The organism is Klebsiella sp. G-Nf4 (assembly GCF_002810615.1).
In the GTDB taxonomy this organism is placed as follows: domain Bacteria; phylum Pseudomonadota; class Gammaproteobacteria; order Enterobacterales; family Enterobacteriaceae; genus Klebsiella; species Klebsiella variicola.
The window spans coordinates 642,397-668,569 of sequence record NZ_PION01000001.1 but is presented as its reverse complement, the minus strand read 5'-3'; the positions used below and the strand labels follow the sequence as shown (position 1 = coordinate 668,569).

Below are 26,173 nucleotides of genomic sequence, written 5' to 3'. Positions count from 1 at the left end.
ATTGAATATAATCAGTTTCAGGTTTTCATCGACCACAAGGCAGAACAATGAACGACGGTAATAACCAGGTGCTGGTGCTGGCAGATGACTTTACGGGAGCCAATGACGCCGGCGTCAGCCTGGCGGAGGCGGGCATGTCGGTGGAAGTGGCCTTCAGCGCCGGGCAGCCATCAACCGCTCGGGCGCTAATTCTCAACAGCGACAGCCGGGCAATGAGCGCCGCCGCCGCCGCGGACAAGGTCACCGGTCTGCTGCGCGGCGCGGCAAGATTCGTCCCGCACTGGCAGGTAAAGAAGATTGACTCCACGCTACGCGGCAACCCCGGCGGCGAACTGGAGGCAATGATGGCGGCGCAAGGCTGCCGGCTGGCGGTGGTGGCCCCGGCGTATCCGGCGGCAGGAAGGCATACCCGGGACGGGCGCTGCTATGTGCATGGGGTGGCCCTCGATCAGACCGAATTTGCCAGCGATCCGAAAACGCCCGTGAGCCGGGCGGAGATTAGCGAAATTATCGCCATGCAGAGCCATCTTCCCTGTCTGACGTTGAGCGCTGCCCAGCTTCCGGCGGCATTAGCGACGGCGGGCGAGGAGAAGCGAGTGTTGATTGTCGACGCCTGGGAAGACCGCCATCTGGACCAGGTGATCGACGCCGTCGCGCCCCATGCGCGGGAGACCCTGCTGGTCGGCTCGGCGGGACTTTGCGAGGCGCTGGCGCGCCGCCTGCGCCGCAGCGAGCAGGGGCCGCTACTGGCGCTGGTTGGTTCGATGAGCGAGATGGCGCAGCGCCAGGTCGCTGCGCTGCAGGCGCATTCCCGGGTGATGAAGATTGAAATTGATGTCGAACAGGCCTTTAGCGGATCGCCGAAGGAGGAAGCCTCGCGGATCGCCGAGGTGCTGCGTGAGGGTCATCACTGCGTGGTGACAACTCGCCCGAATAACGCCGCCCGGCACGGGATTGAAGCCCAGTGTCGCGAACATGGCCTCAGCCGTGCGGCCTACGGGGAGCACATCTGCGCCTGGCTTGCCGACGTCACGGTGCAGGCGGTGGCGCTGTGCCCACCGGGCGCCCTGTACCTCTCTGGCGGCGATGTGGCCATCGCCGTCGCGCACGCGCTCGGCGCCACCGGATTTCAGATCCGTGGGCGGGTGGCGCAGTGTGTGCCTTACGGGCACTTTCTCGGCGGTCGCTGGTCGCGACCGGTGATGACCAAAGCAGGGGGATTCGGCACCGACACTACGCTGTTAAATGTTGTGAATTTTATTGAGGAGAAACTGAGTGTCTAACATGATTGCAGTGACAATGGGCGACCCGGCAGGGATTGGTCCGGAGATTATTATCAAATCCCTCGCCGAAGGGGCGCTGAGCGGCGCGCCGGTGGTGGTGGTGGGCTGCGCGCAGACGCTGCGGCGGATCCTGGCGCTGAATATTACGCCGCGGGCGGAGCTGCGCATCATTGACCATCCCGCCGAGGCGCGTTTTTCCCCAGCGACCATCAACGTCATTGATGAACCGCTCAGCGACCCGCAGGGACTGCGCCCTGGCGAAGTTCAGGCCCAGGCGGGGGACCTCGCGTTTCGCTGCATCAGGCGGGCGACCGCGCTGGCGCTGGACGGCGCGGTCGCGGCCATCGCGACCGCACCGCTAAATAAAGAGGCGCTGCATCTCGCCGGGCACGCTTTCCCCGGCCATACCGAACTGCTGGCCCACCTGACGCAGACCACCGATTACGCCATGGTGCTCTATACCGAGAAGCTCAAGGTTATCCATATCACCACCCATATCGCCCTGCGCCAGTTCCTCGATACCCTCAACCAGCCGCGAATCGAGACGGTGATTGGCGTGGCGGATCGGTTTTTGCGCCGGGTCGGCTATCAACGTCCGCGCATTGCGGTTGCCGGTGTTAATCCGCACGCTGGGGAGAACGGCCTGTTTGGCGATGAAGAGATCCGCATCGTCGCCCCCGCGGTCGCCGCCATGCGCGCGCAGGGAGTGGAGGTCACCGGCCCCTGTCCGCCGGACACCGTATTTATGCAGTGTCACGAAGGCATGTACGACATGGTGGTGGCGATGTATCACGATCAGGGGCATATTCCGCTGAAGCTGCTCGGGTTCTATGATGGGGTGAATATTACCGCCGGGCTGCCGTTTATCCGCACCTCAGCGGATCATGGCACCGCGTTTGATATTGCCTGGACAGGTAAAGCGAAGTCTGAGAGCATGGCAACCTCCATTGAGCTCGCCATGCACATCGCGCAGGAATAACATGAAGGGATATAACCGGTTAGAGCAGATTATGGACTTCCTGAAAAGCCATAATCTGGTGACAGTCGACCAGCTGGTGGCGGCGACCAACGCCTCGCCGGCCACCATTCGCCGCGACCTGATCAAACTCGATCAGGAAGGGGTGATCAGCCGCACGCACGGCGGGGTGACGCTGAACCGGTTTATTCCTTCCCAGCCGACGACGCTGGAGAAAGCCCAGCGCAGTCCGCTGGAAAAGCAGGCTATCGCCAGCGCGGCGGCCGCGCTGGTGAAAGCCGGCGACGCGATTGTGCTTGACGCCGGCACCACCATGATTGAGCTGGCGCGGCAGATCACCCATCTGCCGCTGCGGGTGATCACCAGCGATTTACATATCGCGCTGTTTTTGTCGGAATTTAAGCAGATAGAAGTGACGATTATCGGTGGGCGCATCGATGACAGCAGCCAGTCGTGCATCGGCGATCACGGCCGCCGCCTGCTGCAGACCATCTGGCCGGACCTTGCCTTCGTCAGTTGCAACGGCTGGGACCTCGAGAAGGGGATCACCGCCCCGACGGAGGAGAAGGCTGCCCTGAAACGTGATCTGATGGCTAATGCCCGGCGGCGCATCCTGCTGGCGGACAGCTCCAAATACGGCGCCTGGTCACTGTTCAATATTGCCCCGCTGGAGTCGTTGACCGATATCGTCACCGACGCCCATCTGCCGGAGGCGACCCGCGAGGCACTGGTGACCCTTTCCCCGCAGCTGATCATTGCCGACTGACTCGCAGGCTGCCATCAGGGCAGACGGGCGATATTGGCCTTAATCACCGCCATCGACTGGCTGAACTTCGCCTGCTCCTCGGCGGCCAGCTGCAGTTCAATAATCTGCTCCACGCCACCCTGGGCCAGCACCGCCGGCACCCCAGCCGCCGCGCCGCTGACGCCGTACTCACCGTCAAGAATGCAGGAGACTGCCAGCGCACGGTGGCTGCCGGTGAAGATATTGCGGCAGATCTCGGCGATGGTGCCTGCCACGCCATATTCGGTGCAGCCTTTGCCCGCGTAGATCTCAAACCCCAGTTTTCGTACTTTTTCGGCCATTGCCTCGCGGTCGAGCGGCCGGCCGGTACGTTGCTGATAGAGGTCGGCGATCGGTGAGCCATACACCGAGGAGTGTGACCATACCGGAAACTGGGTATCGCCATGCTCGCCGAGGATAAAGGCGTCGATGCTTTGGGCGCCAATATCCAGTTCCTGCGCCAGCAGGCGACGCAGGCGGGTGGTATCCAGCCAGACGCCGGTGCCCAGCACCTGACTGCGCGGCAGGCCGGAGAGCTGCCATACCTGCCAGGTGATGATGTCGCAGGGGTTGGTGGCCACCAGAAAGATGCCGTTAAACCCGTTGGCCATCATCGTCGGCACAATACTTTTCACAATCTTCGCCGTCGTGGTCAGTTCATCCAGCCGACTCTGACCGGGGCGCAGCGCACCGCCGGAAACGGTGATCACCGCGATATCGACATCAGCGCAGTCGCTGGCTTCCCGGGTGGAGATGGTCATCATCCCTGGCAGATAGGCCGCGGCATCGCTGAGATCCTGGGCATGGGCCTCGGCGCGCTGTTGGTTAAGGTCGACGAGGATCAGTTCCTCGCAAATGCTCTGGTTGAGCAGGGCGTAGGCCGCCGACGCGCCGACATTGCCGGCGCCAATAATCATCACTTTACGGGCTTTGGTGTGCATATTCAGATCTCAAGTACGAACGGCAGGAGATAAAATTACTGTGTTTCAGTGAGTTAGCGCAAGAGGTGGGCAGCAATATAAGTTAATGCTATGGCGGAAACGGGCCGAGGCCGCGCTACAGTGGCGTAAAAAAAGGAGTTCACCTATGTATACCGTTACCGACATCGCCCCCACCGACGCCGAATTTACCGCCCTGATTGCCGCCCTCGACGCCTGGCAGGAGACACTCTATCCGGCAGAGAGCAACCATTTGCTGGACCTCAGCCAGCTGCCGCCGCAGACGGTGATCGCCCTGGTCATCCGCAGCCCGCAGGGCGAGGCGGTTGGCTGCGGGGCTATCGTCCTCAGTGAAGAAGGTTTTGGCGAGATGAAGCGGGTCTATATCGATCCGCAGCACCGCGGACAGCAGCTGGGAGAAAAGCTGCTGGCGGCGCTGGAAGCGAAAGCGCGCCAGCGCGACTGTCATACGCTGCGGCTTGAAACCGGTATCCATCAGCATGCGGCCATCACCCTCTACACGCGCAACGGCTACCAGACCCGCTGCGCGTTTGCGCCGTATCAGCCCGATCCGCTCAGCGTGTTTATGGAGAAACCGCTGTTTGCCGATCTTCGTTCAGCAGCGCTATAAACGCCTCCAGCTGGCGGGTTTTGGCGCCCCGGCGCCACACCAGCCAGGTGGTTAGCCAGCGCCACTCTTCGGCCAGCGGCCAGGCGGAAACCTGCTGATGGCCGGGCATACTCTCCAGCATACTGCGCGGGATCAACGCCAGGCCCGCGCCGGCGATCACGCAGGCCAGCATCCCGTGGTAAGACTCCATCTCGTGGATCCTGCCCGGGGTCGCTCTGTCGGCATGGAACCAGCTCTCAAAATGCCGGCGGTAAGAGCAGTTGGCGCGAAAGGCGTAAACGTTGGCCCCGTTCACTTCGCTGGCGCGGGCGATGGGCGCGTGGCCGTACGGGGCGACGATCATCATCTCTTCCGGGAACACCGGCAGCCCCTCCAGACCCGGATGCACTAGCGGGCCGTCAACGAACGCGGCGCTCAGGGCGCCCTCCAGCACGCCGTCGATCATCGTTCCGGAAGGGCCGGTGGAGAGCGCCAGGTGAATTTTCGGGTAGCGCTGATTAAAGTGGGCCAGGGTGGTGGGGATCCGTACCGCCGCGGTGCTCTCCAGCGAACCCAGGGAGAACAGCCCCTGGGGTTCGTCGCCCGCCACCACCATCCGCGCCTCGTCCACCAGGGCGAGGATCTGCTGGCTGTAGCGCAAAAAGCTGTGTCCCGCAGGCGAGAGGCGCAGGCGCTGGTTCTCGCGGATAAACAGCTCAACGCCGAGGTCTGCCTCCAGCTGGCGGATGCGGGTGGTGAGGTTGGACGGCACGCGATGCACTTTCTGCGCCGCCTGGGTAATGCTGCCGGTGGTGGCGACAGCGTTAAACATCTCTAGCTGAGTCAGGTCCATACTATTCTTCTTTTGTGAATGCGTTGCTTAATATTATTCATTTTCAATGAATGGAAAGGTAAGCCAGAATACGGTTACTTCGCAAGCAACGAGAGAGAGAATAACGATGAATTTATCTGCAACGCACGCGGTTTCCGTCAACCCGACTACCGGTGAGGTGGTCTCCTCGCTGCCCTGGGCCAGCGAACGCGAGGTCGATGCGGCTATCGCTCTCGCCGCGGCAGGCTATCGCCAGTGGCGTCAAACGCCGCTCGCCGAGCGCGCTGATGCGCTGCGCCGCATCGGGGCCGCGTTGCGCACCCGCGGGGAAGAGGTGGCCCAGATGATCACCCTCGAGATGGGCAAACCGATCGCTCAGGCGCGCGGCGAGGTGGCGAAATCCGCCAATCTCAGCGACTGGTACGCCGAGCACGGCCCGGCGATGCTGGCGACGGAAGCCACCCAGGTGGAAAATAATCAGGCGGTGATTGAGTATCGTCCGCTGGGCGCCATTCTTGCGGTCATGCCGTGGAACTTCCCGGTCTGGCAGGTGCTGCGCGGCGCGGTGCCGATCCTGCTGGCCGGCAACAGCTACCTGCTGAAGCATGCCCCGAACGTGATGGGCAGCGCCCGACTGCTGGGCGAGATTTTTGCCGCCGCCGGCCTGCCTGATGGTGTGTTCGGTTGGGTGAATGCCACCAATGACGGCGTTTCGCAGATCATCAATGACGACCGCATCGCGGCGGTGACCGTCACCGGCAGCGTCCGTGCCGGGAAGGCGATTGGCGCCCAGGCGGGAGCGGCGCTGAAGAAATGCGTGCTTGAGCTGGGGGGATCCGATCCCTTTATCGTGCTCAACGATGCCGACCTGGATGAGGCGGTGAAGGCCGCCGTCACCGGCCGCTATCAGAACAGCGGCCAGGTGTGCGCCGCGTCGAAACGCTTTATCCTCGAAGCCGGTATTGCCGACGCGTTCACCCGCAAATTCGTCGACGCCGTCGCGGCGCTGAAGATGGGCGACCCGCGCGATGAGCAAAACTACGTCGGGCCGATGGCGCGTTTCGACCTGCGCGATGAACTGCACCAGCAGGTAACGGCGACCCTTGATGAAGGGGCGACTCTGCTGCTGGGCGCGGAAAAAATCGAAGGGGCGGGCAACTACTATGCGCCAACGGTGCTGGGCAATGTTACCGCCGGGATGACCGGCTTTCGCCAGGAGCTATTTGGTCCGGTAGCGACCCTGACCACCGCTCGCGACGCTGACCATGCGCTGGCCCTCGCCAACGACAGCGAGTTTGGCCTGTCGGCAACGGTCTATACCACCGACGAGGCGCAGGCCCAGCGCTTCGCCCGCGAGCTGGAGTGCGGCGGCGTCTTTCTCAACGGCTACTGCGCCAGCGACGCCCGCGTGGCCTTCGGCGGCGTGAAGAAGAGCGGTTTTGGTCGCGAGCTGTCGCATTTTGGTCTGCACGAGTTCTGTAATGCGCAGACCGTCTGGAAAGACCGTCGCTAATCAACGTTAGCCCCTGACGACCGTCGCCCACCTCTGCTATACTCGCCCACCAAATTTCGATGGTGGGCAAGGAGCTGCATGTGGCGGCGGTGATCAATAACGCAATGCTGGAAGCCATTCTGGCAGAAATCAGGCCGCTGATTGGCCGCGGTAAAGTGGCGGATTACATTCCGGCGCTGGCCAGCGTCAGCGGCGATAAGCTTGGCATCGCGATCAGCACGGTGGACGGGCAGCATTTTGCCGCCGGCGATGCGCATGAACGTTTTTCCATCCAGTCTATCTCCAAGGTATTGAGCCTGGTGGTGGCCATGAACCACTATCAGGAAGAGGAGATCTGGCAGCGGGTGGGCAAAGATCCCTCCGGCCAGCCCTTTAACTCCCTTCTGCAGCTGGAGATCGAGCAGGGCAAACCGCGTAACCCGTTTATCAACGCCGGGGCACTGGTGGTCTGCGACATGCTACAGAGCCGGCTTAGCGCCCCGCGTCAGCGGATGCTGGAGATTGTCCGCCGCCTGAGCGGCGTGCCCGATATCGCCTACGATCCGGTGGTGGCCCGCTCTGAATTCGAGCATTCGGCGCGCAACGCCGCCATCGCCTGGCTGATGAAATCCTTCGGTAACTTCCATAACGACGTCGCCACCGTGTTGCAGAACTATTTCCACTACTGTTCGCTGGAGATGAGCTGCGTTGAGCTGGCGCGGACCTTCCTGTTCCTCGCCGATCGCGGTATCGCCCCGCACCTGGAGGCACCGGTTATCGCGCCCATTCAGTCCCGTCAGGTGAATGCCCTGATGATGACCAGTGGCATGTACCAGAACGCCGGTGAATTCGCCTGGCGCGTTGGCCTGCCGGCGAAATCGGGCGTCGGCGGCGGAGTTGTGGCGATTGTGCCGCAGGAGATGGCGATCGCCGTGTGGAGCCCGGAGCTTGACGACGCCGGGAACTCGCTGGCCGGCGTGGCGCTGCTGGAAAAACTGACTCAGCGGATGGGGAGGTCGGTGTTCTGATGGTTGAGCAGGATCGGTTGTTTGCCCGCCTGGCGCGTTCGACGTTTCGTTCACGCTTTCGACTCGGGGTCAAAGAGCGGCAATACTGTCTCGATAAGGGGCCGGAGATCATCGACCAGCACGCTGCGGATTTTATCCGCCAGCGGCTGGCGCCCGCCGAACCGATGAACGACGGTAAGCAGACGCCGATGCGCGGCCATCCGGTATTTATCGCCCAGCATGCGACCGCCACCTGCTGCCGCGGCTGTCTGGAAAAATGGCACGCCATTCCCCACGGCCGCGCGCTGAGCGAGCAGGAGCAGCGCTATGTGGTGCAGGTGATCCATCACTGGCTGGTGCTGCAGATGAACGGCCCGTCTGTGCGGTAATCTGCATTTGATCGGCGCCGGAGTATGCCTGATAAATATTCTCATGTTATGATAATCCGCTAACTAATTATTAACATAATAATTGCCTGAAACAATTAGACGGATAATTACTGAATGTCTTCACTGTCGATTCGGTCATTTACGCTGTTTCGTGAAGAGCAGCCCGTGCGCGACGCACTGGTATTATTCACGTTAACGCTACTACTGCATTTTCTGGGGGCTATGCTGCGCCTGGTGCAGGAGCTCTCATTCTTCTGGCCGCTCAATGCCGTGATGGCCGGGATCTTTGCGCGCTATGTCTGGCTTAATCGCAGCTATTTTTATGCCGTCTGTTTTGCGGCAATGCTGGTTTATGACGGACTCACTTCGCGCTGGGGGATGGGCTTTGCCTCATTGCTGATTAATTTCTCCAATATTGTCTTTATTGTGGTGCTGGCGCAGCTGGTGCTGTGGGATAAGCGACGCGCCGACTCCATGCCCGGCCCGATTAATGCGCTTAATTTATTCTGTTTTTGCTTGTTTGCCGCCTTATTGTGCGCCGCCGTCGGCGCCCTGGGGTCGGTGGATGTTGAACGCGCCACCTTTATTCCCCAACTGGCAGACTGGTTTAGCGAACAGTTCTCGACAGCGGTGCTGATCCTGCCGTTTATTCTGACCCTGACGTTGCCTTCGGCATTAAGCGGTTTTCGTTTTCGCCAGCTGCTGCCCGCGCTGGCGCTGGTGCTGTCGATAGCCCTCGGCGTGGCGGTGGGCGGCGCCGGCAGCATTACCTTCCCGTTGCCGGCCCTGATCTGGTGCGCCGTTCGTTATCCGCTGCCGCTGACCTGCCTGTTAACCTTTCTCACCGGTATCAGCGAGATATTGCTGGTCGCCAACTCGTTAATTCACTTTTCGCCGGATGCGCGAATGCAGCCGTGGCAGCTGTTCTCCACCCGTCTCGGCATTGCCGCTATGCTGATTAGCCCGGTGATTGTCGCTTCCAGTGTCGAAGCGATTAACACGCTGGTGAAACAGCTGGCCCTGCGCGCTGATTTTGATTTTCAGACCCGGGTGTATTCCCGTTCCGGACTGAGCGAGGCGCTGAAGCGTCAGGCGTTGCCCGCCGATAAGCTGCTGACGGTGATGGTGCTGGATATCGATGGCTTCAAACGGGTGAATGATGCTCTGGGCCATGAAGGTGGCGATTGCGTATTGACCCAGTTTGCCCAACAGGTTCGGCAACTGGTGGACGAGCAGGGGATGGTTGCCCGAATTGGCGGTGAAGAGTTTGCGGTGGCGGCGGTCGTCGACAGTACCCAGCAGGGCTATTTACTGGCGGAAAAAATCCGCCACGGGGTGGAGTCGCAACCCTTCGGCCTCGGACAGAATCCAATCCATCTGACCATCAGCATGGGGCTGGAGACGCGCGAGGTGGGGCACGCTCGCATCACCGAGCTGTTTAACCAATTGCTGATGGCGGCAGACGAGGAGATGGTCAAAGCCAAACAGACCGGTCGCAATCGCATCTGTATGCCAGCGCTAACCGAAAGCGCACCATAAGAAAATCCTATACGGAATCCACTTGTGTTAATTTTTGGTTAAAAACATAGTGATGTGGTCAATTACAGGGAGCTTCCATGACCACATCCTTTTCACTGCGCACGCTGTCGCGTGACGATATTCTGCACCACCTCCCGGCATTAAGCGATATCCTGGCAAGCTGCGTCAACGGCGGCGCCTCGGTAAGTTTTATGCTGCCCTTTAGCGCGCAGACGGCGACCACTTTCTGGCAACACACCGCCGACAGCGTGGCGGCCGGCGAGCGCATCGTACTGGTGGCCCTCGACGCCAGCGAGCAACCCATCGGTACCGTGCAACTTATTACCCGCCAACCGGAAAACCAGCCCCATCGTGCGGATGTCGCCAAACTTTTGGTTCACCAAAATGCCCGCCGCCAGGGGATTGCCAACGCGCTGATGAGCGAGCTAGAGCATGTTGCCCGACAGGAAGGGAAGACGGTGTTGGTGCTGGACACGGCAGCCGGTAGCGGGGCGGAGCAGTTCTATGTTCGCTGTGGCTGGGAAAAAGTGGGGGAAATCCCGCGCTATGCGCTGATGCCTGACGGAGAGATGACCGCCACCTCACTGTTCTATAAGTTTTTGCCCTGACGGCCGCTATTGCAGAATGCTTTGATCAAAACGGGGTTTCACTGGTAGAAAAACCTGATAACTTATTGGACCAATTACTCAGGTTGTATGACTACTATTAGAGGGAACCCATTGTGAAAACATTAAACCGTCGTGATTTCCCCGGCGCGCAGTACCCTGACCGTATCATCCAGTTTGGTGAAGGCAACTTCCTGCGCGCATTCGTTGACTGGCAGATAGATCTCCTCAACGAGCATACCGACCTGAATGCGGGCATTGTGGTCGTCCGTCCTATTGCGACGGATTTCCCGCCTTCACTGAGCACCCAGGACGGCCTTTACACCACCATTATTCGCGGTCTGAACGAGAAGGGTGAGGCGGTGAGCGACGCGCGTCTGATCCGCTCGGTCAACCGGGAGATCAGCGCTTACGCTGACTTCGACGCTTTTTTACGTCTGGCGCATAACCCGGAGATGCGGTTTGTCTTCTCCAATACCACTGAGGCGGGCATCAGCTACCATGCCGGGGATCGTTTTGACGACGCGCCGCCGGTCAGCTATCCGGCGAAACTGACGCGCCTGTTGTTTGAGCGCTACCAACATTTCGCCGGTGCGGCCGACAAGGGATGGGTGATTATTCCCTGCGAACTGATCGATTATAACGGCGAGGCGCTGCAGGCGCTGGTGCTGCGCTATGCTGCCGAGTGGCAGCTGCCGCAGGCCTTTATCCGCTGGCTGACCTCGGCGAATACCTTCTGTTCAACGCTGGTGGATCGCATCGTAACCGGCTATCCGCGTGATGAAGTGGCGGCCCTTGAGGCACAAACTGGCTATAAAGATGCCTTCCTTGATACCGCCGAGCATTTCTACCTGTTTGTGATCCAGGGGCCTGCCTCGCTGGCGGCCGAGCTGCGTCTCGATAAACTGCCGCTGAATGTGCGCATTGTGGACGATATCAAGCCGTATAAAGAGCGCAAAGTGGCGATCCTCAATGGGGCGCATACCGCGCTGGTGCCGGTGGCCTTCCAGGCCGGGATCGACACCGTGGGTGAGGCGATGAACGATGCGGAGATTTGCGCGTTTGTCGAAAAAGCGATTTATGACGAGATTATTCCGGTGCTGGATCTGCCGCGCGATGAGCTTGAATCATTTGCCAGCGCCGTGACCGGGCGCTTCCGTAACCCGTATATTAAACATCAGCTGCTCTCGATTGCGCTCAACGGTATGACCAAATACCGCACCCGCATTCTGCCGCAGCTGCTGGCAGGGCAGCAAAAGAGTGGGCAACTGCCGCCGCGGCTGACTTTTGCGCTGGCAGCACTGATCGCCTTCTACCGGGGAGAGCGGGAGGGTGAACGCTATCCGGTACAGGATGATGCCGAATGGTTGACGCGATACCAGACGCTGTGGGCCCGGCATCGGGATCGCCAGATGAGCACCCGCGAGCTGGTGAGTGCGGTACTCAGCGTAGAGGCTCACTGGGAACAGGACTTGAGCCAGATCCCGGGGCTGGTGGAGCAGGTGACTGCCGACCTCGATGCTATCCTGTCCCGCGGTATGCGTGATGCTGTACAGCCCTTGTGCTGATAGCGGACGTCATTGACCCGGCTGCGGCCGGGTTTTAAAGCCCCTTCATTAGTTACAACATGCTTTTTTATCACGGCTATCGAGCCGGTCGGTCACTCCGCTGCAAAAAAGCCTTTTAGTGCCAAATCGCCCCCTGCAAGGAGAGAATTGCCGCTATGCCGCTTGAACATGTGGCTGCACAGGAAAATAATGGTTTGAACCCATTTTCCCTGCCAATGTTCGCAGGCTAATACATTCATCTGTAAGGAAACTCGCATGGTCATCGATATCCGGGAAATACGGCCGCACGACAAAGCCGAATGGCTTAATCTCTGGGAAGGCTATACCCGCTTCTATGGCAGCCCGCAGCCGGAAGAGGTGACCGAATGCACCTGGCAGCGAATGCTGGACATGAACTCCCCGGTGCTGGGCAGGGTGGCTGTGGTCGATGATACGGTGGTGGGGTTCGCCATCTGCATTCTTCACGAGGGAACCTGGGTCACCACGCCAATCTGCTATCTGGAGGATCTGTTTGTCGATCCTGCCTTCCGTGGACAAGGCATTGCCAGAACAATCATTAAGTCGCTGCAAACCGAAGGGGCAGACAAAGGCTGGTCGCGGTTGTACTGGCATACGCGCCATGATAATCCAGCCCGTCATCTGTATGATGAGTTTACCCCGGCTGACGATTATGTGCGCTACAGGATCACGCTTGGGTCCTGAAGCGGTAAGAGGTTGTTAAGCTTTTCCCGCTATAACAGGGGAAACCGGCTCAGGAGAAGCAACGATGGAAAAACGTCTCGACACAGTGGTCAATCTGATTATGTTTCTTTCACTATTGGCTACGGCCTGGGATCTCTCACTGGTGCATCATCTCGCCTGGTAGCCTGAAACGCGGCGCCTCTTGCGGCGCCGCTGGCGTTATTCATCCGCCATCTTCCCTGCGCTAAAACTCCAGTCCTCCCGCTGGTTAAACTGGATAACCACCATCACGTCCTGCGGGCTGACCGCCATCTCATCGTCTAACCGCGCACAGAGTCGACGATAAAGCCCCTGTTTCTGCGCCCGGCTGCGCGGTTTCCCGGCGAAAATATGAAACAGCACGAAGTAATAGCTAACTGAGATATTTTTAACCGGGCAGGGTGCGAGTGAATTTAAACAAAAAAGAGTAAAGTCAATAATACTATCAAGGCCATCATTTTATAAGTATATTGAAAGGCCAAATGATCATAAGAAATATGTGCAGGAACAATGAATGATCTAATAAAGGAAGGATCTGATTATGTATTATAGGGATTTCATTATTACCTCTATCGAGGCAGAGCGTATTCTGGCCATGAAATTTGATGAAGCATTTTCTGGAGTGAAAAAGAATGTTATTGATACACTGAATCAAATGGGAAATGGTATAACCCGTGCTTCGTATTATACTTCCTGCTTAATGGATAATTATCAGGATGTTTGCTCTAAGTTAAAGCAAGAGGACACAAGATTTATTGCAGGGCTGGCGCAGTTAGTTAAAAACCGTGATATCATTTTCCAAATGGTTAAAATATATATAGAAACCTACTTTCAAAATAAAAAAAGAAGAAAAAGCTCAATATATTCTCAAGAAGCTTGTCGGGGCGGGAGTTTACCTATCATCAGCAGGATTAACTAATCGGATTTTAATCATGGCAGTAGCAACCATGATTTGCCAGACTTCCAGGTTTAATACTGTTGTATATGGGCGTATCAACAGGGCAAGGTCATTAGTCCTTAAAGGGAGTGTAACTGCTACCGCAGTGGTATTGAACGTGTATGGATTGATTCAGGATGCCGCAAAGAGCGCTGACAATTTGAAAATGCATAATTCATTTTATTACAATGCCTTATATGCCAACCATCTGGAGATGATGTACTTTCTCATCGAACCTGTCCTCACAGGAGTTCCTTATTTAAATCCGATGATTATTTCTGATGATGAACTTGCTGAATTACTTATTAAATTAATGAGGTGAATGAATGGGTTTCTTGAAAAGATGGTTAAAGGAAGAGTTCATTCTTTTTTTATGGGGGTGGGGTGTTGTATTATTAATCATTGTATTTAGCATGATTGCAGTCTCTCTTTTTCCTGACATTGCCATTAACTTAATAGGACTTTTTATTTTATTAATCATTGGGTTTCACGTTGTTGTTTGGTTTAAAGTTAAAAACTGATATGAAAGAGGAGGGGTAATGTCAAATCCAGCATATTTATGGTTAACTGATGAGAATGATTCGCCTATTATAGGTTCTTGCCTGATGCCCACACGCACAGGTTCCATCGAATTGCGCGCAGTGAATCATCATGTTTGGTTACCTACCGATAATAATACAGGAAAGCTGACGGGAACCCGTCTTCATACACCGGTTAAAATTCAAAAAGAGTTTGACAGAACAACACCTTTGTTATTTAGGGCTCTTTGTGAAGGTCGAACATTAAAATCGGCAACGCTAAAAATGTACAGAATAAATGAGGCGGGACTGGAAATTGAATATTTTAACATAGCGATGGCGAATATTTAGATTACGGCAATCACACCAAATTTACATCCGGCCGGAATGACAAGTACTCACCTTGAAGACATTGATTTCCGTTATGAGACGATCACCTGGAGATACACAGAAGGGAACATCATGTATCGTGATTCATGGAACGATCGCTGTTGTGCCTGGTAGCAAATGATATAGTCCTGAAACGCGGCGCCTCTTGCGGCGCCGCCAGCGTTATTCATCCGCCATCTTCCCTGCGCTAAAACTCCAGTCCTCCTGCTGGTTAAACTGGATAACCACCATCACGTCCTGCGGGCTGACCGCCATCTCATCGTCTAACCGCGCACAGAGCCGACGATAAAGCCCCTGTTTCTGCGCCCGGCTGCGCGGTTTCCCGGCGAAAATATGAAACAGCACGAAGCGGGCGCTGCGCCCGGCGCTGAGGTAGTACCGGTCATAAATGCGCTGCTCGTCGGCGGTCTGTTCTATAAACTGAAATTTATCTGCTGACGGCACGTCGAACTCCGCCACCAGACACTCATGAAAGAGCGCCGACAATTGAGCAAACTCCGTGGGACGCCAGGCCGTGCCAAGCGATATGCGAGTCAGGGGCATGGTGTCTCCTGCTCATTCAGACAGGTCAGGGCGCTGGCCGCCGCCGGCCAGCCGGCATAGAACGCCAGATGGGTAAACAGCTCGACGATTTCGGCCTGGCTCAGGCCATTTTGATAGCCGAGAGCGATATGCCACGGCAGCTGCTGGGTTTTACCCAGCGCCGTCAGGGCAGAAAGGGTAATCAGGCTCCGTTCGCGGGGCGACAGATCGCGGCGTGCCCAGATATCACCAAACAGTACCGTTTCGGTCAGTTCGGCCAGTTTTGGCGCAATGGCGGCCAGGGTGTTGCGATTAACAGCGTTATTTTCCACAGTGACTCCCGTTATTGGGTGTTGAGATGGCAATCACTGTCGCATGCCGGGAAAGAGGTTGAATATCGCAATGTTCAGGATGTTTCATCCTGATAAGCAGGACGATTTTTCGCCCTGTTTTCCTTATCCATTGTCACGCTTACGCGCTCATTTCGGTTAAACGTCGATTTTTCGCGCCACGATAAACAACCTGGGGAATCGCAGGAGCACCTTTCCGTTACACTGTAACGGATAGTGGGCGGTCAGCAATTCGACATAGCGTGTCAGGAACGCGCTTCTGGACTGCTCGTCCAGGCCGGCCAGATAGGGACGCAATCCGGTCCCCTGCAGCCAGTCGCTTATCGCCTGATGGGAAGCGAGGGGATGAAAATAGGTGGTGCGCCAGATATCAACTTCGCAACCCTGGCGCGTCAGCATATCGTACCAGGCGTCCGGCGGGAGTAAGGGCTGGCGTCCGCGGTCCGGTAATCCTTGTTCGTTGGCGACCTGGCGCATCAGGGTATGCGAGGGTTCCTGCCAGTTATCCGGCATTTGCACGGCCAGCGTTCCGTTGTCTGCCAGCTGCGCCACCAGATGCGGAAACAGCGTCTCATGATCCGCCAGCCACTGCAGAGAGGCGTTCGCATAGATCACGTCTACCGGTTGCGCAGGCCGCCAGCGGGCAATATCGGCGTCGATGAACTCACAGTCGGGTAAGGCCTGTGCCGCCTGCGCCAGCATGGCCGGGGAGTTATCGATACCGGTGATTGCCGCCAGCGGCCAGGCGGCGCGCAGCAGGCGGGTGCTGTTTCCCGGCCCGCAGCCAAGGTCGACGACGTGTTCAACCTGCAGATGGGCAATACGCGAGAGCAGATCGGCCGCGGGGCGGGTACGTTCAGCGTCAAATTGCAAATACAAAGAAGGGTTCCAGTCAGCCATAGCGCGTTCCTGTGTGAGGGAAGACTGGGCAAAGCATAGAACGCCACAGGCCGACTGTCAGCCGCCGAATGTGACCAGCGGTAACCCATTTCGTGACAGTGTCACAAAAAGAATAAACATCAGTGGGGTTTTCGCGTCTGGTCGGTACGCTCAGGAAAGCGGTGGGATGGACAGTCACTGCGCCCGCAGCGGGCGCAGTGACTTATTCGGCGTTCTTGAGCGCTTCGGCTCGGCTGGCGGTGGCGTAAACAAAATCCAGCATCGGTTCGAGATCGGTGTCGTAACCGGCCTGAATGATTTTTCCCCGCAGCCATTCGATTTCGCTGGTGATATCGGGCGGGAAAATGTTGTTATCCTGCGCCCGGCGCAGCCATTTCAGCAGAAAGTTATTCTTTCCTCTGATACCGCCCGATTTTTTCGACTTTCCGTGCATCTTCAGCGCGACCAGGACGCAGTAATAGAAATGAACGCGCTGATTAAAACTTTGGTGCATGTCTGTGTTTCCCGCCAGAATCAGGAATTCACCGTGTGGGTCAGTGATTCGGATTGGACTACGGCGCCGGGCTGGATCGTTGTGCGATCTCTGTTGTTCTCCGCTACCGTCCTTGCATCTGTTGTCAGACGCTAAGGAGGATGTTGGCATGGAAGCCGAATCGTCGTCAATTGCCGATTCGTTTTTTGCCCGCGGCGACCCGCGGGCCAGGCCTGATTACGCCCTTGAGACGGCTCGCTGTTGTCGCTGGACGCGTAAAATGAGCAGGAAAGCGAACACCACGACGATCGCCGCCAACAGATATAGCGTGGCGAGGTCGTAGAAGCCGGCGACCCATCCGGCCAGCGGCCCGGTGAGTCCCAGCGCCAGGTCAAGAAACGCCGAGTAGGTGCCGAGGGCGGTCCCCTGGTTTTGCTCTTCCACCTGTTTGACTGCCTCGACCCCTAACGCCGGGAAGACCAGGGAAAAACCCGAACCGGTGAGAAAGGCGCCGACGCCGGCCACCCAGGCTGACGGCGCCAGCCAGATCAGCAGCAGGCCAAGACACTCGATCACAAAGCAGACCAGCGAGACCGGGACCCCGCCATAGCGGGTAATGGTATTTCCCAGCACCAGGCGGACGCAGATAAAGCCGACGCTGAACAGGGAGAGGGTAAACGCCGCGCCCTGCCAGCTGTGCGCCGCAAAATAGAGGGTGATGAAGGTGGCGATAACGCCGAAGCCAACGGTACCAAAGGCCAGCCCCAGGCCATAAGGCCAAATTTTTCGTACCACCGCGTGAAAGGGCGCTCTGACCCCAGCGGTCACGCTGACATCCTGGCGGGTGCGGGCGAACAGCAGGCCGATGGCGGCCACCACCACCACCACCGTGGCAAATCCGCTAATGCCGAAATAGTGGTTAAGGGTGACCCCCAGCGGCGCCCCGATCGCCATGGCGACATAGGTCGCCACGCCATTCCAGGAGATCACCCGCGAGGTATGGATCGCGCCGACGGTTTTGATCCCCCAGAGCGTGGCGCCGGTCGCGGTAAAGCTCTCCCCGACGCCAAGAAACACCCGGCCCGCCAGCAGCGCGGCGATGGCCAGCATTGGCGTCGCCTGCAGCAGCACCGCCAACAGGGTAAATGCACCGCTCAGCAGACAGCAGATGATCCCGAGACTGACCACTTTTTTCGGGCCCCAGATATCGGTATAGCGCCCGGCGTGCGGTCGACTGATCAGCGTTGAAATGTATTGCAGGCTGATCACAATCCCGGCAACAAAGGTGCTGTAGCCCAGTTGATAATGAATGTATCCCGGCAATACGGCCAGCGGCAGGCCGATGGAGAGATAGCAGATACAGGTGAAGACAACGATCGAAATGATGCGCAAATTGAGTTGCGCGGTGCTGACGGAAGTGCTCATAGGGATAAGTGTTTAATACAAGGGATGTTTAGCATAGCGCGCCGTGAGGGCGCTGGCGAGTCGCGATGGCGTTTTATCCGTCGCTGACGAAGTCGCTGTGAAAAAACACCTGTACCGCCGCGTGTGTTTGTGCTTATGCCGCCATTAATAGGGTTTGCCGCTGGCGCCTGCGTACGGGCATGATGGCGTTATCTTACCGCCGCGTTCAGGAGAGAACATGTCCCACGATTTCGCTGATAATTTCGCTGATATTGACGTTTTGTTCATTGCGGGCTTCGGTCCCATCACCCGCAGCACGTCGCAAAGCCGTGACTTCTATTGTCAGGCGTTGGGGTTGCCGCTGAAGCCGATGCCGGGTAACGAGGCTTATCTGCTCAGCGAGCAGGATGCCATCGGCGGGGTGAAACATTTCGCGCTGTGGCCGCTGGCGCAGGCGACGCAGTCCTGCTTTGGTCAGGACCAGTGGCCGGAGACGGAGCCGGTGCCGCAGGCATGGATTGAGTTTGAGGTCCGCGACCTGGCTGCGGCGACGGCGCGGCTGCAGCAGCAAGGATACCGCCTGCTCGTCGCGGCGCGCGACGAACCGTGGGGACAGACGGTCACCCGATTGCTCAGTCCGGAAGGGCTGCTGGCCGGGCTCACGGTGACGCCGTGGCTGCGGGCGGAAGAGCCTTAACGCCCACGCCGGGCACTGCGCAGGACACATAAGAGAGGTTATTGACTCTCCTCGTGATCGGAAGCGCTTCGCACTTCTCCCCAAGCGCGGTTTTGCAATACGGTGCGATAGCCGTCCCGGTCGACGAAAGTGACGCCATTGACCTCCCAGTAAGGGTTAAACGCCGTGACGCGCAGAAATCCGGCGGCGTCCATGGCGGCGCACTGTGCTTCCCATTCCGCCTGCTGTGGGTAATACAGCACCAGCAAATCTTCATCTCCTGGCGAGGGAGTGACGGGATGGTGGCGACAGTGGGTGAATTCCAGATGCCAGTCTGCGGCGGGCGCGCCGAGCATTATCCCGCTGAATCCTTCATGATCGGTAAAACTGCCGAGCTGCTGAAGCCCCAGCCCGGCGCAATACATGCTGGCGGCGGCGTCCAGTTCACTGACCGGTCTGGCGATGCGCATATGACAGAACGACATAATGACTCCCGTAAGGCGTGGGCCGGGTCAGGCGTAGCCGCCACCCGGCAAAAAAACGGCATCATAGCCGCGACCTGGCGCCCGGCGGCGCTGCGCTTGCGCGGGCCTACGGACCGAAAAATCGCTTTAGCTGAAAGCGCAGCCCTGTAGGCCGGGTCAGGCGCAGCCGCCACCCGGCAAAAAAGCGGCATCATAGCCGCGACCTGGCGCCCGGCGGCGCTGCGCTTGCACGGGCCTACGGACCGAAGAACCGCTTTAGCTGAAAGCGCAGCCCTGTAGGCCGGGTCAGGCGCAGCCGCCACCCGGCAAAAAAGAGGCATCATAGCCGCGACCTGGCGAAAAGCGATTCTTTCGCGAGTTGATACTGTACCGGCAAAACGCCCCTGCGTTTGTCTGGAAGAGCCCTTGTACGCCTCATACGAGTGCATCGCGGTTTCCTTTTTCAGCTTAGTCGTTCGCCACGTTTTGCAACAGCTTGCGCCACTCGCTAAGGGCGGGGACGCTGAATCCGTTGCGCCAGATAAGTTGGGTGGTCGCCTCGCACAGCGGTTCGCTAAGGCAGTTTTCTGGAAGCGTCATCAGCGCCAGCACGCTCTGCGGCAGCAGGCCGGCGTAGCGTCCGGAAGCCACGCAGGCGAGCATGCTGTGATAGGAGTTCACCTCATGTACCTCGACGGTCATCTGCTGCGCCGCCAGCCAGCGTTCGCCCAGCGCGCGGTAGCTGCAGCCGCTGGCGAATGCCGCGAACCGCAGCGGGCCCGGGGTCTGCGGACGGACCACCATCAGAGTTTCATAAAACACCGGGGCTGATTCCAGTTCGGGCGGACACGCGGGTTGACCATCAGCCCCCGGGGGCAGGCAGACCAGCGCGGCATCGAGGCTGGCGTTGACCACCTGCTCGATCAGCTGGCAGGTAGGCTGGGTGATCAGCAACACCTCTACCTGCGGGCACCGCTGTTGAAAGCGAGTCAGCAGCGGCGGCAGACGGCTGGCGGCGGTTGCCTCCATCGCGCCCAGCCGCAGGGTACCGCCGGGCGTCGCTGGATGCAGGGCCTGCTTTGCTTCCTCCGCGAGACTCAGGATCCGCCGGGCATAGCTGAGAAACTGAATGCCTGCCGGGGATGGCACCATCTTTTTGTTGCTACGGACGAAGAGTTCCACGCCAAGTTCCTCTTCCAGCTGCTGAATACGGGTGGTGATATTGGACTGCGCGCGGCCGAGCCGTTTCGCTACCTGCGTCACGCTTTGCGTTTCTGCCACCTGGATAAAGATCTGCAGTGTGCTGTGGTTCATATTTTTATTCTCAATATGAAAATGATATTGATCTTATCATCTTTAAAGGAGATGGTAAGCCTCCGGCATCGCTAATGCATGAGGAAACCATGAGCAACCCGCTGCTTTCGCTTCTTGATATTGATTATCCCCTGATTCAGGCCCCGATGGCGGGCGTCTCCACCCCCGCGCTGGCTGCCGCGGTAAGTCATGCCGGCGCGCTGGGTTCGCTGGGGCTGGGCGCTTCAACCGTTGCCCAGGCGGAAGCGATGATAGTCGCCACCCGCCAGCTGACGGACCGTCCGTTCAATGTCAATCTGTTCTGCCATGCGCCGCCGCGACGCGATGCCCGGCGGGAAGCCGACTGGGCAGAGACGTTGCGCCCCCATTTTGCCCGCTATGGCAGTACGCCACCGGATTCGTTAAGCGAGATCTACCAGACATTTATCGGTCATGCGCCGATGCTGGAGCTGCTTCTCGACCTGTCTCCGGCGGTGGTGAGTTTTCATTTTGGTCTTCCTGAACGTGAGACGATCCAGCGTCTGCGACAGCAGGGGATTGTCACCCTGGCGACGGCAACCTCGCTCCAGGAGGCGCTGCTGATTGAGCAGCAGGGGATCGACGTGGTGGTCGCTCAGGGCTATGAGGCGGGCGGGCACCGGGGGATCTTCGCTCCGCAGGAGCCTGATGCCCAACTGAGCACCTTCACCCTGGTGCAACTTCTGCGGCGTCGGCTAACCATCCCGGTGGTGGCCACCGGGGGCATCATGGACGGGGCGGGGATCACCAGCGTAATGCAGTTGGGGGCGCAGGGCGTTCAGCTCGGTACGGCGTTTTTACTGTGTCCGGAATCGGCCGCCGACGCCGGTTATCGCGCGGCGATCAACAACAGCATTGACGGGCGTACGGTGCTAACCTCCGCGATATCCGGGCGTCCGGCACGCTGTCTGGCGAATGCCTTCTGTGCGCTGGGGGAAGCCTGTCAGGCGAGCGCCGTGCCGGATTATCCGCTGGCGTATGATATCGGCAAAGCGCTGGCCGCCGCCGCGAAAGCCCAGGGCGTCCATGGGTATGGCGCCCACTGGGCCGGGCAGGGTGTGGGGTTGATCCGCGAGGGTGACGCCGCCAGTCTGGTTCGTCAGCTGGCGGCAGAGTGCGGCTGGAACTAGTGTCTGACGGTTAGCGTCGGTGGGCGAGGCTGCGCACCAGCCGATCGCCGGCCATTTGCACGCCCTGGACCATCGCCACCAGGATCAGCACCGTGCCAAACATGACTTCATTATTAAACCGCTGATAGCCGTAGCGGATGGCGAGGTCGCCCAGACCGCCGCCGCCGATCACACCAGCCATGGAGGAGAAACCAATCAGCATCACGATGGTCAGCGTGATCCCGGCCAGCAGCGTTGGCAGGGCTTCCGGCAGCAGGGATTTAAAAATCACGTGCCAGACGTTACCGCCCATCGACAGAATGGCTTCGATTCTCCCGTAGTCCACCTCGTCGAGCGCGTTTTCCGTCAGACGGGCAAAGAACGGAAAGGCGCCGATGGTCACCGGCACGATGGCGGCGGTGCTGCCCAACGTGGTGCCGACGATCAGGCGGGTAAAGGGGATCAGGGCGATCAGCAGCACGATAAACGGCAGCGACCTGCCGATGTTGATCACCGCACCTAACAGCGCGTTCAGTTTCGGCATCGGCGCCAGCCCGTTGGCGCGGGAAATAAATAACAGCACGCCGGTGGGCAGCCCGATCAGCACGGTAAACAGGGCCGCCAGGCCCACCATATAAAGCGTATCCAGCGTGCCGTCGAGTAATAACGGCCACAAATCTTCCCAGCTCATGCTACTCCGCATAATGGCCTCCCCTGAACGCCGTGACGGGTAAGAAAATCTTGTTCAGCCTGCGGGTCGTGCAGTAGCGACTGGCGCAGCCGCGACCATGGGGTCACCAGCAGGTCGGCGAGTTTACCGCTCTCGACAATCTCGCCCTGTTCCAGCAGCGCCGCATGGTCACAGATGGTTTTCACCACCTCCAGCTGGTGCGTAATCAGCACGATGGTCAGATTGAGGCGCTGGTTAATATCCGCCAGCAGGGCCAGCACCGAGGCGGTGGTCTCGGGATCCAGCGCACTGGTCGCCTCGTCGCACAGCAGCACTTCCGGCCGGGCGGCCAGCGCCCGGGCGATGCCGACGCGCTGTTTTTGCCCGCCGGAAAGCTGCGACGGGAAGGCGGCGGCCTTTTCGCTGAGATCCACCAGCTCCAGCAGTTCGCGCACCCGAGCCTCGCGAGCGGCCCTCGGCACCCCGGCAATCTCCAGCGGCACCGCGACGTTGTCGGCGACGGTGCGGGCATGCAGCAGATTGAAGTGCTGGAAAATCATCCCGGTACGCAGGCGATAATCCCGCAGCGCCGCCTTGTTCAACTGGGTAATATCCTGTCCGTTCACCAGAATGCGGCCCGAGGTGGGCCGCTCCAGTAAATTGAGACAGCGGATGAGCGTACTTTTGCCGGCGCCACTGCGCCCGAGAATGCCGTATATTGCCCCTTTCGGTATCTGCAACGCGATATCGTTCAGCGCCGGTCGGCCGGTTCCGGCGTAGGTTTTGCTCAGCCCTTCGATGGTTATCATGACTGAGGGGCCACCGGGATCACCGAACCGTTGTAGGTTTTACGGATAAACTCCGCCACCTGCGGTGACGTCAGATCTTTCGCCAGCGCCTTAATGCGCGGGTCATTCGCCAGGGCTGGGGTGGTCACCAGAATATTGGCGTACGGGTTATGCTCGGCGCTTTCCAGCCCCAGGGCATCTTTTGCTGGCACCAGGCCGGCTTCCAGGGCGTAGTTGCCGTTAATCACCGCCAGGTCGACATCGTCGAGAGAACGCGGGATCTGCGGTGATTCAATCTCCAGAATCTTCAGGTGTTTCGGGTTCTCGACAATATCCTTCGGCGTCGCCAGGGTGGTGGCCGGGTCGCTAAATTTGGGATCCAGCTTGATAAGCTTCTGCGCCTGCAGCAGGAACAGCGCCCGGCTCAGGTTAGTGGTGTTATTCGGCACCGCCACGGTGGCGTTTTCCGGCAGTGATGAGAAATCTTTATGCTTGTGCGAGTAGATCCCCAGCGGCTCAATATGAACGGTGGCCGCGACGGCAAAGGTTTTACCCAGTGCTTTTTCCTGATCCTTCAGATAGGGGACATGCTGGAAGTAGTTGGCATCCACATCGCCACTGGCCAGCAGTTCATTGGCGTTGACCCCGCTGGTCAGCTCTACCACCTTCAGATCGAGGCTGGGATCGATTTTTTTGATGTAGTTGAGGATCTCCGCGTGGGGAACCGGGTCCGCGGCGACGCGCAGCGCGGCAGCCTGGGCAGACGTCCATGCCAGAGAAAGAGACAGTGCGACCCCTGCCAGTTTAAAAGCGGCATATTTCATGGTGTGTTCCTTTTTAGTTATGGTTAAACGATCAATTGCTCGGCGCGTTCGCGAAACACGTCCTGATAGTAGCGTTCCGCCACGTCCGGATGGGAACGCAGACGGCCCTTGAGATAATTCCAGCCGACATCGCGCAGCAGCGGATTGTGCGGGTCGCTGTCTGGACCTCGCGCTTCACGCGCCAGTTCGGGCGGCAGGGTGTAAACCGGCACCACTGCGTCAAGCTGGGCACCGAGGAAGAAAGCGATGGAGAGGCGCTGCTGCTGCGCCGGCGGCGACACCACGCGATGGACGGTGGCGCGCAAATACCCGTTGGTCGCCAGCTCCAGCAGTTCGCCAATATTGACCACAAAGCTGCCGGCCAGCGGCACGGCGTCGATCCATTGTCCAGGCGCGACCTCTACCTGCAGTCCTTTTTGCTCGTCCTGCAGCAGGAAGCTGAGAAAACCGGAATCTTTATGGGCGCCGACGCCCTGGCTGCTTTGGGTCTCCTGCTGGCCGGGATAGCGGATCAGTTTGATATGCTCGTTGGGTTTCTCGCCGTAGAGCCGGTCAAAGGCATTCTCCGGGAGCTGCAGTGCTTCGGCAAAAGCGCGCAGCAGGCGGATGCCCACCTGGGTCATCTGCTGTTGCCAGTGAAGTAACACCGGTTTAAGCGACGGCAGGGCGGCAGGCCACAGATTCGGACCCTGCAGGCGCTGCCAGCGCGGGGCGTCGTCGCTGAGGGTCAGCGCCGGACGTTCGGCGCCGATATCAAACTGCTCTCGCCAGTCAGGCTGGCCGCGCGTTAGCTCCGATGCCGCGCGGTTATAGCCGCGAAAATGGGGGGAGTGGATCATCGCCACCTGCTGCTTTTGCGCCTCATCGAGAGCAAAAAAGCGTTGGGACTGGCGCTGAACTTCATATTGAAGCGCGTCGTCCACACCGTGGTTGATCAAATAGAAGAAGCCGATGTCGCGGGCGGCGTGACGCAGGTCGGCCAGGAAGGCCGCTTTATCCGCGGGGTCCGAGTAGCGGGCCAGGTCGAGAATCGGCAGGGTGGTCGCGTTCATTGTGTTCTCCGAAAACGGGGTAATAAGTTATGGATCGATTCAGGTTCAGGGTTCGGGCACAACAGCAGCGCATGGTGATTTCCTCTGTCCGGGGCTGAACACAGCTTGCCTCAAGGCCAAATAAGCAACCAATAACGTTATTTTCTAATTTATGACCGCGCGGGGTTCATTGCTTTTGCGTTAAATAGATATAGGCGCGAAGCGCGTAATGAAGCCGGTTGCGCCCGTCGGTCAGAGCCAGTAAGGTAGGCGCACTTTTTTAATGCGGAACGGACGTATCGTAATGCACAGCTCGAAAGATCCTCTGCACGGCGTGACGCTGGAAGCGTTGCTCAATGCCCTGGTGGCGCGCTATGGCTGGGCGGAAATGGCCCGCCAGGTCAACATTAACTGCTTTAAAAGCGATCCCAGCATTAAGTCCAGCCTCAAATTTCTCCGCCGGACGCCGTGGGCGCGCAAAGAGGTGGAGGCCATGTATCTCGCCTCCCTTGATGATGACGCGCCGGTGGAGAAAGCGGATCCCTGGGCAAACTGGCAGAAAAAATAACCCTTACCACAGGACACCATCATGCAGAGCTGGAGCAGTAAAGATTTCACCGCCGACCGCGCGTGGGGCGCGCTGGATATCGCCAATTTTTCCGGGACCACCGTGCGTCTGCACTGGACCGACCAACCCTATATCTGGCACATCAACGATGGTCAGGAGGTGTTTGCCGTGATGGATGGTCAGGTGGCGATGCATGTGAAAGTCGACGGCGAGGAGCAGGTCATCATGCTGAACGCTGGCGATATCTTCTACGCCGAGGTGGGATGCGAGCATGTCGCCCATCCGCAGGGGGCGGCGCGTATTCTGGTGATCGAGAAAGAAGGGTCGGTCTGATCCTCCCGGCGGGCGGTTCTTAGCCCGCCGTTTCATCACCGGTCAGATTCAACATACCGCGTTGATATAAATCACTTATCCTGCTTTCGATATATTTAATTCTTGTTTGCCATTCCCTTCACCCCAGCACTATCTTTTGCCG

29 protein-coding genes and 3 pseudogenes are annotated in these 26,173 nt (G+C 58.7%); 18 read left to right on the top strand and 14 right to left on the bottom strand.

Annotation, left to right across the window (positions count from 1 at the left end):
• Positions 1-47 precede the first annotated feature (47 nt).
• The 3 genes from dtnK to CWM57_RS03325 are packed head-to-tail and all read left to right on the top strand — an operon-like array spanning position 48 to position 3,025.
• Positions 48-1,283, top strand: a complete 1,236-nt coding sequence (dtnK, locus tag CWM57_RS03335) for a D-threonate kinase (protein WP_100631881.1) — start codon at positions 48-50, stop codon at positions 1,281-1,283.
• Positions 1,276-2,262: a D-threonate 4-phosphate dehydrogenase gene (locus CWM57_RS03330; protein ID WP_100631880.1), complete on the top strand. Its 987-nt coding sequence runs from the start codon at positions 1,276-1,278 to the stop codon at positions 2,260-2,262. Before dtnK ends, CWM57_RS03330 begins: the two co-directional genes overlap by 8 nt.
• A 1-nt stretch (position 2,263) precedes the next feature.
• A complete protein-coding gene (locus CWM57_RS03325; protein WP_012968265.1) occupies positions 2,264-3,025 on the top strand; it encodes a DeoR/GlpR family DNA-binding transcription regulator in 762 nt (253 codons plus the stop codon).
• 14 nt (positions 3,026-3,039) lie between these two features.
• On the opposite strand, the gene CWM57_RS03320 is transcribed toward CWM57_RS03325, so the two are convergent.
• Positions 3,040-3,984, bottom strand: coding sequence for an L-lactate dehydrogenase (locus CWM57_RS03320; RefSeq protein ID WP_046619722.1), 945 nt, complete (start codon positions 3,982-3,984; stop codon positions 3,040-3,042).
• A 145-nt stretch (positions 3,985-4,129) separates the two neighbouring features.
• Between CWM57_RS03320 and CWM57_RS03315 the strand changes: the two genes are divergently transcribed.
• Positions 4,130-4,612, top strand: a complete 483-nt coding sequence (locus tag CWM57_RS03315) for a GNAT family N-acetyltransferase (RefSeq protein ID WP_100675614.1) — start codon at positions 4,130-4,132, stop codon at positions 4,610-4,612.
• On the opposite strand, the gene ptrR is transcribed toward CWM57_RS03315, so the two are convergent.
• Positions 4,566-5,444 carry a putrescine utilization regulator PtrR gene (gene ptrR / locus CWM57_RS03310; protein WP_012968263.1) on the bottom strand — a complete coding sequence of 293 codons (879 nt, stop codon included), beginning with the start codon at positions 5,442-5,444 and terminating at the stop codon, positions 4,566-4,568. The two genes, CWM57_RS03315 and ptrR, sit on opposite strands and share 47 nt — an antisense overlap.
• A 106-nt stretch (positions 5,445-5,550) precedes the next feature.
• On the opposite strand from ptrR, the gene sad reads away from it, so the two are divergent.
• The 7 genes from sad to CWM57_RS03275 all read left to right on the top strand — a co-directional run bounded on the left by sad (position 5,551) and on the right by CWM57_RS03275 (position 12,725).
• Positions 5,551-6,936 carry a succinate-semialdehyde dehydrogenase gene (sad, locus tag CWM57_RS03305; RefSeq protein WP_100675613.1) on the top strand — a complete coding sequence of 462 codons (1,386 nt, stop codon included), beginning with the start codon at positions 5,551-5,553 and terminating at the stop codon, positions 6,934-6,936.
• An 80-nt stretch (positions 6,937-7,016) separates the two neighbouring features.
• Positions 7,017-7,943, top strand: coding sequence for a glutaminase B (glsB, locus tag CWM57_RS03300; protein WP_074385903.1), 927 nt, complete (start codon positions 7,017-7,019; stop codon positions 7,941-7,943).
• Positions 7,943-8,311, top strand: coding sequence for a DUF4186 domain-containing protein (locus CWM57_RS03295; RefSeq protein ID WP_008804948.1), 369 nt, complete (start codon positions 7,943-7,945; stop codon positions 8,309-8,311). Before glsB ends, CWM57_RS03295 begins: the two co-directional genes overlap by 1 nt.
• A 114-nt stretch (positions 8,312-8,425) precedes the next feature.
• Complete coding sequence (locus tag CWM57_RS03290; RefSeq protein ID WP_008804947.1) at positions 8,426-9,850, top strand: GGDEF domain-containing protein; 1,425 nt, start codon at positions 8,426-8,428, stop codon at positions 9,848-9,850.
• Positions 9,851-9,927: 77 nt separating this feature from the next.
• Entirely contained in the window at positions 9,928-10,458 is a 531-nt protein-coding gene (locus tag CWM57_RS03285; protein WP_012541767.1) for a GNAT family N-acetyltransferase, read from the top strand.
• A gap of 113 nt (positions 10,459-10,571) precedes the next feature.
• The gene (locus tag CWM57_RS03280) at positions 10,572-12,023 is read left to right on the top strand and encodes a tagaturonate reductase (protein WP_074385900.1); all 1,452 of its coding nucleotides are present in this window, start codon (positions 10,572-10,574) and stop codon (positions 12,021-12,023) included.
• 255 nt (positions 12,024-12,278) lie between these two features.
• Positions 12,279-12,725, top strand: a complete 447-nt coding sequence (locus CWM57_RS03275) for a GNAT family N-acetyltransferase (protein WP_074385899.1) — start codon at positions 12,279-12,281, stop codon at positions 12,723-12,725.
• A 198-nt stretch (positions 12,726-12,923) separates the two neighbouring features.
• On the opposite strand, the pseudogene CWM57_RS03265 reads toward CWM57_RS03275, so the two are convergent.
• A pseudogene (locus CWM57_RS03265) lies at positions 12,924-13,109 on the bottom strand (tautomerase family protein); the annotation flags it as partial.
• 175 nt (positions 13,110-13,284) lie between these two features.
• Here CWM57_RS03265 and CWM57_RS03260 point away from each other — a divergent pair.
• The 3 genes and pseudogenes from CWM57_RS03260 (at position 13,285) to CWM57_RS03250 (ending at position 14,702) form a co-directional block, all read left to right on the top strand.
• A pseudogene (locus tag CWM57_RS03260) lies at positions 13,285-14,002 on the top strand (hypothetical protein).
• A 4-nt stretch (positions 14,003-14,006) separates the two neighbouring features.
• Positions 14,007-14,201, top strand: a complete 195-nt coding sequence (locus CWM57_RS03255; protein ID WP_100675612.1) for a hypothetical protein — start codon at positions 14,007-14,009, stop codon at positions 14,199-14,201.
• A gap of 18 nt (positions 14,202-14,219) precedes the next feature.
• Positions 14,220-14,702: pseudogene (locus CWM57_RS03250) on the top strand (Hcp family type VI secretion system effector).
• A gap of 48 nt (positions 14,703-14,750) precedes the next feature.
• On the opposite strand, the gene CWM57_RS03245 reads toward CWM57_RS03250, so the two are convergent.
• The 5 genes from CWM57_RS03245 to CWM57_RS03225 all read right to left on the bottom strand — a co-directional run bounded on the left by CWM57_RS03245 (position 14,751) and on the right by CWM57_RS03225 (position 18,257).
• Positions 14,751-15,131 (bottom strand): tautomerase family protein, encoded by a 381-nt coding sequence (locus tag CWM57_RS03245; protein WP_100675611.1) that lies wholly within the window; start codon positions 15,129-15,131, stop codon positions 14,751-14,753.
• Positions 15,122-15,442 carry a carboxymuconolactone decarboxylase family protein gene (locus CWM57_RS03240; RefSeq protein WP_061154637.1) on the bottom strand — a complete coding sequence of 107 codons (321 nt, stop codon included), beginning with the start codon at positions 15,440-15,442 and terminating at the stop codon, positions 15,122-15,124. The genes CWM57_RS03245 and CWM57_RS03240 overlap by 10 nt, the downstream gene beginning before the upstream one ends.
• A gap of 156 nt (positions 15,443-15,598) precedes the next feature.
• Entirely contained in the window at positions 15,599-16,360 is a 762-nt protein-coding gene (gene tam, locus CWM57_RS03235) for a trans-aconitate 2-methyltransferase (RefSeq protein ID WP_100675610.1), read from the bottom strand.
• Positions 16,361-16,562: 202 nt separating this feature from the next.
• Positions 16,563-16,853, bottom strand: coding sequence for a hypothetical protein (locus CWM57_RS03230; RefSeq protein WP_008804940.1), 291 nt, complete (start codon positions 16,851-16,853; stop codon positions 16,563-16,565).
• Between the two features lie 216 nt (positions 16,854-17,069).
• Complete coding sequence (locus CWM57_RS03225; RefSeq protein ID WP_100675609.1) at positions 17,070-18,257, bottom strand: MFS transporter; 1,188 nt, start codon at positions 18,255-18,257, stop codon at positions 17,070-17,072.
• A 217-nt stretch (positions 18,258-18,474) separates the two neighbouring features.
• Here CWM57_RS03225 and CWM57_RS03220 point away from each other — a divergent pair, with 217 nt between their 5' ends.
• Positions 18,475-18,933, top strand: coding sequence for a VOC family protein (locus CWM57_RS03220; RefSeq protein ID WP_100675608.1), 459 nt, complete (start codon positions 18,475-18,477; stop codon positions 18,931-18,933).
• A 38-nt stretch (positions 18,934-18,971) separates the two neighbouring features.
• Here the strand turns inward: CWM57_RS03220 and CWM57_RS03215 are convergent, their stop codons facing one another.
• Both CWM57_RS03215 and CWM57_RS03210 read right to left on the bottom strand, forming a co-directional pair.
• Positions 18,972-19,397 carry a VOC family protein gene (locus tag CWM57_RS03215; RefSeq protein WP_061154633.1) on the bottom strand — a complete coding sequence of 142 codons (426 nt, stop codon included), beginning with the start codon at positions 19,395-19,397 and terminating at the stop codon, positions 18,972-18,974.
• A 447-nt stretch (positions 19,398-19,844) separates the two neighbouring features.
• Positions 19,845-20,690: a LysR family transcriptional regulator gene (locus CWM57_RS03210; RefSeq protein WP_100699625.1), complete on the bottom strand. Its 846-nt coding sequence runs from the start codon at positions 20,688-20,690 to the stop codon at positions 19,845-19,847.
• Positions 20,691-20,779: 89 nt separating this feature from the next.
• Between CWM57_RS03210 and CWM57_RS03205 the strand changes: the two genes are divergently transcribed.
• Complete coding sequence (locus tag CWM57_RS03205) at positions 20,780-21,838, top strand: nitronate monooxygenase (protein ID WP_227520633.1); 1,059 nt, start codon at positions 20,780-20,782, stop codon at positions 21,836-21,838.
• 10 nt (positions 21,839-21,848) lie between these two features.
• On the opposite strand, the gene CWM57_RS03200 is transcribed toward CWM57_RS03205, so the two are convergent.
• The 4 genes from CWM57_RS03200 to CWM57_RS03185 are packed head-to-tail and all read right to left on the bottom strand — an operon-like array spanning position 21,849 to position 25,151.
• Positions 21,849-22,508, bottom strand: coding sequence for a methionine ABC transporter permease (locus CWM57_RS03200; RefSeq protein WP_004217626.1), 660 nt, complete (start codon positions 22,506-22,508; stop codon positions 21,849-21,851).
• On the bottom strand, positions 22,505-23,296 hold the full coding sequence (locus tag CWM57_RS03195) for a methionine ABC transporter ATP-binding protein (protein WP_074385890.1): 792 nt from the start codon (positions 23,294-23,296) through the stop codon (positions 22,505-22,507). The genes CWM57_RS03200 and CWM57_RS03195 overlap by 4 nt, the downstream gene beginning before the upstream one ends.
• On the bottom strand, positions 23,293-24,099 hold the full coding sequence (locus CWM57_RS03190) for a MetQ/NlpA family ABC transporter substrate-binding protein (protein ID WP_100630384.1): 807 nt from the start codon (positions 24,097-24,099) through the stop codon (positions 23,293-23,295). Before CWM57_RS03190 ends, CWM57_RS03195 begins: the two co-directional genes overlap by 4 nt.
• Positions 24,100-24,122: 23 nt before the next feature.
• Positions 24,123-25,151, bottom strand: a complete 1,029-nt coding sequence (locus tag CWM57_RS03185) for an isopenicillin N synthase family dioxygenase (RefSeq protein WP_032435343.1) — start codon at positions 25,149-25,151, stop codon at positions 24,123-24,125.
• A 283-nt stretch (positions 25,152-25,434) separates the two neighbouring features.
• Between CWM57_RS03185 and CWM57_RS03180 the strand changes: the two genes are divergently transcribed.
• Both CWM57_RS03180 and CWM57_RS03175 read left to right on the top strand, forming a co-directional pair.
• Entirely contained in the window at positions 25,435-25,698 is a 264-nt protein-coding gene (locus CWM57_RS03180; RefSeq protein ID WP_002904643.1) for a VF530 family DNA-binding protein, read from the top strand.
• Positions 25,699-25,719: 21 nt separating this feature from the next.
• The gene (locus tag CWM57_RS03175) at positions 25,720-26,031 is read left to right on the top strand and encodes a cupin domain-containing protein (protein ID WP_004205936.1); all 312 of its coding nucleotides are present in this window, start codon (positions 25,720-25,722) and stop codon (positions 26,029-26,031) included.
• Positions 26,032-26,173 lie beyond the last annotated feature (142 nt).